General features: G+C 62.7%; 9 protein-coding genes and 1 pseudogene. 5 read left to right on the forward strand and 5 right to left on the reverse strand.

Going from position 1 to position 8045, the window contains the following annotated elements; all coding sequences use genetic code 11:
- The 3 genes and pseudogenes from Q8N40_RS09165 to Q8N40_RS09175 all read right to left on the reverse strand — a co-directional run.
- Positions 1 to 159: pseudogene (locus Q8N40_RS09165) on the reverse strand (C4-dicarboxylate ABC transporter permease); the annotation flags it as partial.
- A 5-nt stretch (positions 160 to 164) separates the two neighbouring features.
- Complete coding sequence (locus Q8N40_RS09170) at positions 165 to 677, reverse strand: TRAP transporter small permease (protein ID WP_305711600.1); 513 nt, start codon at positions 675 to 677, stop codon at positions 165 to 167.
- 198 nt (positions 678 to 875) lie between these two features.
- Positions 876 to 1892 (reverse strand): TRAP transporter substrate-binding protein, encoded by a 1017-nt coding sequence (locus Q8N40_RS09175; protein WP_305711601.1) that lies wholly within the window; start codon positions 1890 to 1892, stop codon positions 876 to 878.
- 279 nt (positions 1893 to 2171) lie between these two features.
- On the opposite strand from Q8N40_RS09175, the gene pobA reads away from it, so the two are divergent.
- Both pobA and Q8N40_RS09185 read left to right on the forward strand, forming a co-directional pair.
- Positions 2172 to 3341: a 4-hydroxybenzoate 3-monooxygenase gene (gene pobA / locus Q8N40_RS09180; protein WP_305711607.1), complete on the forward strand. Its 1170-nt coding sequence runs from the start codon at positions 2172 to 2174 to the stop codon at positions 3339 to 3341.
- A gap of 244 nt (positions 3342 to 3585) precedes the next feature.
- Positions 3586 to 4005: a PaaI family thioesterase gene (locus Q8N40_RS09185; RefSeq protein WP_305711602.1), complete on the forward strand. Its 420-nt coding sequence runs from the start codon at positions 3586 to 3588 to the stop codon at positions 4003 to 4005.
- A gap of 88 nt (positions 4006 to 4093) precedes the next feature.
- Here Q8N40_RS09185 and Q8N40_RS09190 read toward each other — a convergent pair whose 3' ends face one another.
- Entirely contained in the window at positions 4094 to 4987 is an 894-nt protein-coding gene (locus Q8N40_RS09190) for a LysR family transcriptional regulator (protein ID WP_305711603.1), read from the reverse strand.
- Between the two features lie 122 nt (positions 4988 to 5109).
- On the opposite strand from Q8N40_RS09190, the gene Q8N40_RS09195 reads away from it, so the two are divergent.
- Positions 5110 to 5739 carry a pyridoxamine 5'-phosphate oxidase family protein gene (locus Q8N40_RS09195; protein WP_305711604.1) on the forward strand — a complete coding sequence of 210 codons (630 nt, stop codon included), beginning with the start codon at positions 5110 to 5112 and terminating at the stop codon, positions 5737 to 5739.
- Positions 5740 to 5742: 3 nt separating this feature from the next.
- Here Q8N40_RS09195 and Q8N40_RS09200 read toward each other — a convergent pair whose 3' ends face one another.
- Entirely contained in the window at positions 5743 to 6471 is a 729-nt protein-coding gene (locus Q8N40_RS09200; protein WP_305320405.1) for a glutathione S-transferase family protein, read from the reverse strand.
- A gap of 218 nt (positions 6472 to 6689) precedes the next feature.
- Between Q8N40_RS09200 and Q8N40_RS09205 the strand changes: the two genes are divergently transcribed.
- Both Q8N40_RS09205 and Q8N40_RS09210 read left to right on the forward strand, forming a co-directional pair.
- The gene (locus tag Q8N40_RS09205; protein WP_305711605.1) at positions 6690 to 7388 is read left to right on the forward strand and encodes a YafY family protein; all 699 of its coding nucleotides are present in this window, start codon (positions 6690 to 6692) and stop codon (positions 7386 to 7388) included.
- Between the two features lie 51 nt (positions 7389 to 7439).
- Complete coding sequence (locus Q8N40_RS09210; protein WP_305711606.1) at positions 7440 to 7814, forward strand: YkgJ family cysteine cluster protein; 375 nt, start codon at positions 7440 to 7442, stop codon at positions 7812 to 7814.
- Positions 7815 to 8045 lie beyond the last annotated feature (231 nt).

Genomic DNA, 8045 nt, shown 5'->3' on the forward strand with positions numbered 1-8045 from the left:
CGAGGTCTGGCCGACCATCTTGAGCGCCGGGGAAAAGCCGACGAGGTAGCCGAAGCCGGTGACGCCGACGAGGCCCATCGCCATGCCCACCGGCACGCGCAGCAGCATCAGCGCGAACAGCGCGACAAATCCGAGGATGGCGACAGCGTCGGTGCTCATGCCGCCTACTCCAGGGACTTGATCTTGGGATCGTCGTGCATCAGTTCCGGGCTGAATATCAGGCGCCAGGTGCGGATCGCGATCAGCAACACCGCGGCGGCGTCGCCGGCCCACGCCACCGCGAAGAACGGCCAGGTCGGCATGCCCATGTCGAAGGTAAGGACATTATCCTTGTAGGTGCCATGCACCTTGTCGAACAGCGTCCAGGTCTGCACCGCCACCACGAACAGCAGCACCAGCGTGGCAAAGACGTCGATCCAGCGTTGGTATCGCGGCCCGACATTGGCCCACACCAGGTCGACGGTGATGTGCCCGCCACGATAGCTTGTCGCCGCGATCCCCCAGAAGATCAGGATGCCGAGCATCATGCGCCCGATGTCGAAGGAATCGGGGATCGAATAGTTGAAGATGTTGCGCAGCAGCACGGCGATGAAAATGTTGGCGGCGACAATGCCGACGAATGCCGCCGCGATCCACTCGATCGTATTGATGAAACGATCCATCGAAGCGCGCTTCATGTCGGGAATTTCCTATCGCTTACTGTTGAACCGATCCGCCGCCGCAAGTTCACTGCACCTCTCCCGCTTGCGGGGGAGGTCGGCACGCGAAGCGTGACGGGTGGGGGAACCTCTTTCTACCGGAACAGTGGAAATCGCCGCGAAACCCCCACCCCAGCCCTCCCCCGCAAGAGCGGGAGAGGGAGGGCACCGAGTGTCTTACTGCGCCAGCGCGTTGTTCTTGGTCAACTCGGCACGAAGCTCCTTCATCGCCGCATCCGGATCGCCGCCGGTCTTCTTGACATTGTCGGCCCAGGTCTTGATCAGCGGCTCGGAGGCCTTCTTCCACAGCGCGGTCTGCTCCGGGGTCAGCTTGTAGACTTCGTGGTCGGGCAGCGCCTTGATCTTCTCGACACCGGAGTTTTCATAGATGCCCCACGGTCCGCCGACGCGGCCCGCGGCCTCGGTGTTGCAGTTGTTGTCGATCGCTTTCTTCTGGCGGTCGGACATCTGGCTGTATTTGTCCTTGTTCATCACGAAGGCAAAGGTGGTGACGTAGATCGGCGCCTCGATGTGATACTTGGTCACCTTGTCGATGCCGAACAGCAGCACCGATCCCCACGGGAAGGTGACGGCGTCGGCGACGCCGCGCTCGATGATGTCGCGGACTTCCGGCGCCGAGGACTGCACGTTGGTGCCGCCGAGCGAGGTCACGTAATTCGCCATGGTGGCGTGGGCGGGGCGGATTTTCATGCCCTTGATGTCATCCGGCACCACGATCTTCTTGGTGCGGGAATGGAAGGTGGAGGGCGAGTGGATGAAGCCCAGGCAGAACTTGACGTCCTTCATCTCCTTCTCGGCATATTTCCGGTACCAGGCGTCCAGCGCCATCGAGCCGCCCTTGGCGTCTGATATCAGGAACGGCAGCTCGCCGGCGCCGATGATCGGGAAGCGGCCGGGCTGATAGCCCGGGTTGATGTAGGTGACGTCGGCGATGCCGTCGCGCGCCATGTCGTAATGGTCAAAGGCCTTGCCGAGTTGCTGCGCCGGATAGACCTTGTATTTGATGGTTCCGCCGGATTCCTTTTCGACCGCCGTGCCCCAGTCTTCCAGCGCCTTCTGCAGCGGGTGCGACGCCGGCACCCAGTGCGACAGCTTCAGTTCGAAGGCCTTTTCCTGCGCGAGCGCGGGCGTCACGCTGGCAGCCAACAGCAACGCCAAAAACGCTTTTCTCATGGACGTTCTCTCCCTTTCAGCATGAAGGCGGGCTTCGGGTACCCGGTCTTTTTATTTAACATGTTATATAGTGCGCCCGGTTTTTCAAGCCGGACAAGGTGTCGGAAACCTGCTTAGGCCGCTGTACATCAATCCCGAGGGCTCTTGCACTGCGGCGCGCGGCATATCTGATTTCGCATCGACGATCCCTTTGCCAAATTTGTTATATGATATAATTATCATTGCAAGTCCGCCGCGGCCGTCGGCATGTCAACTTACATTAGACCATGGGAGCAGCATTTGCGGACAAAAGTCGTCATCATTGGCGCGGGGCCGGCGGGGCTGCTGCTCGGGCAACTGCTCCACGCCTACGGCATCGACAACGTCATCCTGGAGCGGCAGTCGCCGGACTATGTGCTCGGCCGCATCCGCGCCGGCCTGCTCGAGGAAGGAACCGTGGTCCTGCTCGATGAAGCCAGCGCCGGCGCGCGCGCACACCGCGAGGGCCTGGTCCATGACGGTTTCGAGCTCGCCTTCGGCGGCAAGCGCCACCGCATCGACCTGAAGGCCGCCACCGGCAAGACCATGATGATCTATGGCCAGACCGAGGTGACGCTCGACCTGATGGACGCGCGCAAGGCGGCCGGCCTCACCACGGTTTATGAAGCCGCCGACGTCACGCCACACGACTTCGACACCGACCGTCCGCGCGTGAGCTACCTCAAGGACGGCATCGCCCACGAGATCGCCTGCGATTTCATCGCCGGGTGCGACGGATTTCACGGCGTCAGCCGCGCCAGCATAAAGCCTTCGGCGATCCAGACTTTCGAGCGGGTCTATCCGTTCGGCTGGCTCGGGATCCTGTCGGATACGCCTCCGGTCAGCCACGAATTGATCTACACCAACCACGCCAGGGGCTTTTCGCTTTGCACCATGCGCTCGATGCGGCGCAGCCGCTACTACGTGCAATGCTCGCTCGACGACCATGTCGATCAATGGCCGGACGAGCGGTTCTGGGATGAATTGAAGCAGCGGTTGGACCCGGAGGCGGCCGACAAATTAATCACCGGCCCCTCGATCGAAAAGAGCATCGCGCCGTTGCGCAGCTTCGTCGCCGAGCCGATGCGGTTCGGGCGGATGTTCCTCGCTGGTGATGCCGCCCACATCGTGCCGCCGACCGGCGCCAAGGGGCTCAATCTCGCCGGAAGCGACGTGCGTTTCCTGTCGCAAGCGTTGCGCGAATATTACGACGAGAAATCCTCCGCGGGGATCGACGCCTATTCCGCCAAGGCGCTGTCGCGGGTCTGGAAGGCGGTGCGGTTTTCGTGGTGGATGACCGCGATGATGCACAAGTTTCCCGATCAGGGCGAATTCGGCGCACGGATTCAGGTGGCGGAGCTGGATTATCTGGTGGGATCGCAGGCGGCGACGGCATCGCTGGCGGAGAATTACGTGGGGCTGCCGTATTAGTTTTGATCCCTCATGGTGAGGAGCGCGTCTTCGCGCGTCTCGAACCCATGAGAGCCCTCGCTGCAGCCCATCCTACGAGACGCCGCGCAAGTGCGCGGCTGCTCAGGATGAGGGGGTATTTGCTGGAGCATCGTTGCTTCAGTGCGCTTTCCCCATTTCAAACACCCGCCCAAATCCCGTTTTAAACTTTGTAGGCCGTGCAATTCGCCACGAAAGCACGTCCAATGGCGGGATGGAGCACCGCATGACCAGTACCGATATTCCCGATGGTTTCGAGCGCCAGTCCCGACCCAGTCCGCTGACCGATCCCTGGGAACCGATCTACTCGAAACAGACTCCTGACGCTGTTATCCTTGGGCTTCGGCTGGCGACGCCCCATACCAACGCGCGCGGGTTCGCTCATGGCGGGTTGATTGCCGCGCTGACCGACAAGGCGATGGGACACAGCTGCGGCCACAAGATGGGCGGCGCCTACTCATTGGTGACCGTCAGCATGGCAATCGATTTCGTCAGCAGCGCCCAGATCGGGCAGTGGCTCGCGGTCGAGACCGACGTCATCAAGACCGGCAGCACGCTGTGCTTCGCGCAGTGTGTCGTCAAAGCGGATGACGCCGTGATCGCGCGCGCCAATGCGACCTTCCGCGTGGTGCCGAAGAAGAGATGATCGTCATTCCGGGGCGACGCGCAGCGTCGAACCCGGAATCTCGGGATTCCGGGTCCGCGCTAACGCGCGTCCCGGAATGACGGTGCGCTCAGCCGAACTGCCAGTCGCTGAGTTCGACCACGAGATCGATGAAGCTGCGCACCTTGGCCGACAACAGCCGCGAGGTCGGATAGACGATGTGGATCGGCAGCGGCGGTTGCTCGAACTTCGCCAGCACGATCTTCAGCCGGCTGGCCCTGATGGCGTCGGCGGCCTGATAGGCCAGCACCCGGGTGAGGCCGCCGCCCTGCTCGGCATACTGGATCGCGGCGTCGGCGCTGTTGGTCAGGAATCGCGGCGCGCAGGCGACGCGGATATCGCGACCGGCTTCGACAAAACGCCAGTCCGGCAATGCGGCCGTGGCGCCGAACTGGATGGTCGCGTGCGACGCGATGGCCGCCGGCGTCCCGGGCTCGCCGCGCGTCTTGAGGTAGCCGGGGGACGCCACCACGATCCGCCGCATCTCGCCGACCTGGCGAGCGACCAGGCTGGAATCGGCGAGGTGACCGATCCGGATGGCAAGGTCGACGCCGTCTTCCACCAGGTTGATCATGCGGTCCGAGAGCCGCAGTTCGCCTGTCACCTCGGGATAGCGCTTCAGCCAGCCCGACATGACCGGACTGACGTGCAGGCGTCCGAACCCGACAGGCGCCGAGACCGTCAGCCGCCCGCTCGGCCTGATACGTTCGCCCTCGACCGCGCCCTCGGCTTCCTCGACGTCGGCGAGGATGGGTCTGATCCGCTCGAGATAGCGCGCGCCGACATCGGTCAGGGTCACCGATCGCGTCGTCCGCTGCAACAACCGGGCGCCGAGACGATCTTCCAGCGCCGCGATCAGCCGCGTCACCCCCGACGGTGACAGCCCGAGTTTGCGCGCCGCCGGAGCAAAGCCCCGGAGGTCGGCCACGGCGGCAAAGGCCTGCATAGCGTCGATGCGATCCATCGGGATTATTTCATAAGCTGCAATTATGAAGTGTCAATTCGGATGATTGTTGAATTTCTGAAAAGGTCCATCTTGCGTAACGAAAACGGCGCTTCGCCGCCGAGGACAAGCCGGAGGTTTCAATGTCCGATACCCATACCTACTCCAGCGACGTGGCGTTCACGCCGGCCGTGAAGACGATTCAGGCGCGTAAGGGGTCGCGCGACGCCTATGCCCATGTCGAGCAACGCGGCGGCTGGCGTACCGAAATCGACGAAGACCTCGCCGCGCGCCTGGCGGAAACCAACAGCCTGTATTTCGGCACCAGTACCGCCGACGGCCAGCCCTACATCCAGCATCGCGGCGGCCCGAAAGGCTTTGTCAAAATTCTGGACAACAACACGCTGGCGTTTGCCGATTACAGCGGCAACCGGCAATACATCACGCAAGGAAACCTGTCGGAAAATCCAAAAGCCTACATCTTCGTGATGGATTATACGCATCGCCGCCGCGTCAAGATCTGGGGCGAGGCCCGCGTCGTCGATGACGATCCGGCACTGTTGGCCTCGCTGATGCCCGCCGGCTACAAGGCGCGGCCCGAACAAGTCGTCCTCTTCAAGGTCTCGGCATGGGACACCAATTGCCCGCAGCACATCCCGCAGAAATTCGACGCCGCCGACGTGGCGGCAGCGCTGGCTGCGCGCGATGGCCGGATCGCCGAACTGGAGGCGGAACTGGCGGCGCTGAAGGGGGGACTCGTCCCGTCGCGATAAACCTCACGCCGCCTCGCGCTGCGACCCCCAGACGAAATCCGGATAGTACTGCAGCATCATCCGGTCGACGTACGCTGTCAGATTGCCGAAATGCTCGGTGCGCTCGCGCAGCGGCGAGTTGAAGTAGGGTGTCAGGATCCCGGCCAGCGCGCCGAAGGCGGTGGCATCGGTGCCGCAAGGCGTATCCCCCATCAAATAGGGTTTGTCGCCGAGCTGCACCGACAGCGCAAACAGCGATCGCACCGCGAGGTCGACATCCTCGTCCGGCGCGTGGCGGCCGAGCCCGCTCAGCAAATAGTTCTCGGCGACACGGAATTGCGCGTCTTCGCGAATCCTTTCGCGCTGGTGCTCCGGCACGGCGTCGAAGAAGTGCGCCGGCCCCCTGGCAAAATTCTCAGGGTCGACCCAGCGCGCGCCGGTCAGCGCCCAGTAGACATGGTGTTCGATCATCCGTTCGAACGCCCAGGCCTGCGCACGCGCTTGCAAACTCAACGGCGCGTCGAAATCAAAGCCGTATTTGCCTTCGATATGCGCGCGGATGAAGGTGGAATCGGCAATGGTCTCGGCCTGATCGTCGATATAGGGCAGTTGGCCCTTGGGAGAAGCCGGCGGCATGGCTTTTCGCTTGCGATAGTCGAGCCCGGCCATCTTCAGCTGGACCTCGGTCTTGGTCACGAACGGGCTGATTTCCGGCAGGCCGAAACCGGCGCCAAAGCCATACAGCGTAATCATGTCGAGGCTCCCGATTTTCTGAAGAGTCGCTTCAGGCTATCGACCCCCTGCTGCCACCGTGGTGTCAGCAACGGCAACATCGTGGTGCAGAGATCAAGGCCGTACAGAATCATCATGGACAAAATCCTCTTTGCTGGAGTGTTGTCCCGGTATACTGACCCCCTGCTGCCAACCTGCTGTCAGCATCGGCAAGGCCGCATCACCAATAGAGATTCGCCATGAGACGAGCGGACCGGCTGTTTCAGATCATTCAGGTGCTCCGGCGCAACCGGAAGCCATTGACCGCGGACGCCATCGCGGCCGAGCTCGAGACTTCGAAGCGCACGATCTACCGCGATATCGCAACCCTGATCGAACAGCGGGTACCGATCCGCGGCGAGGCCGGCATGGGTTACATCCTGGAGAAGGGCTTCGACATGCCGCCCCTGATGCTGACACCGGACGAAATCGAAGCGGCCGTGCTCGGCGCGCAATGGGTGGTCGGCCATGCCGATCCGGTGCTGGCCAGAGCCGCCGCGGACCTGATGGCGAAGATTGCCGACACCGTGCCGGAACGGCTGCGGCCCTTCGTGCTCGAGCCGGCCAGCCGCGCCCGCTCGGCCTGGAACAGGCAACCCGACCGCATCGACATGTCGCGGGCGCGCGCGCAAATCCACCAAGGCAAGAAGATCGCGCTGAGCTATCGCGACGAACACGGCCGCGACAGCGAACGGACCATCTGGCCGATCGCGATCGGCTATCTCGAAGCCGTGCGGCTGTTGGCGGCATGGTGCGAATTGCGCAAGGATTTTCGCAGCTTTCGAACCGACCGTGTCATCGACGCGGTCTATCTCGACGAGAAATATCCGGAGCGCCGCGACGCCTTGCGGGCAAAATGGCGCCAGAGCCTGGTCTGGGAGCCTCCGAGCGACACCTGATACGGATCGCATGTGGCTGGCCGCTCGCCCCGTTCCGCGCTAAACCGAGCCATGCCAAACGAAGCCATGGAGAACAGCGATCCAGCCGTGCACGCCGACAGCCCTTGCCAGGCCTGCGGCGCGTGCTGTTCGTATTCGTCGAACTGGCCCCGTTTCACCATCGAGGACGACGCGGCGCTCGATCTCATTCCGGAAAAATTCGTCAACGACCGATTGTCGGGAATGCGCTGCGACGGCGACCGCTGTTCCGCGCTATCCGGCAAGGTCGGTGTCGCTACCGCATGCGGGATCTACGCATTGCGGCCCGAAGTCTGCCGGTCCTGCATGCCCGGCGATGCCGAATGCGACATGGCGCGGCGCAGGCATGGGTTGGCGGTGCTGGTTCAAATCGTCGTCCCTGCGAACGCAGGGACCCATACCGCGTGATCTATCGATAGATCGCAGGCAGCAAACATCTCAAGAACAATCAACGACCGGAACTCTCGGTCCCTGCGTTCGCAGGAATGACAGAGATCAATCAGCTCACGCCGTTACGGCTTGCGCAAAATCTTCCTCATCGAGCTCGTCCTCGACCGGCGAGAAGGTGCTCAGCGGTTTGGTCGAAAGCGTGATCGGCTTGCGATTGCCGTAGGAGGATGACGGCGTGGCGCGGCTGCT

Origin of the sequence: Bradyrhizobium sp., from assembly GCF_030693485.1 — a bacterium.
Taxonomy (GTDB): Bacteria; Pseudomonadota; Alphaproteobacteria; order Rhizobiales; family Xanthobacteraceae; genus Bradyrhizobium.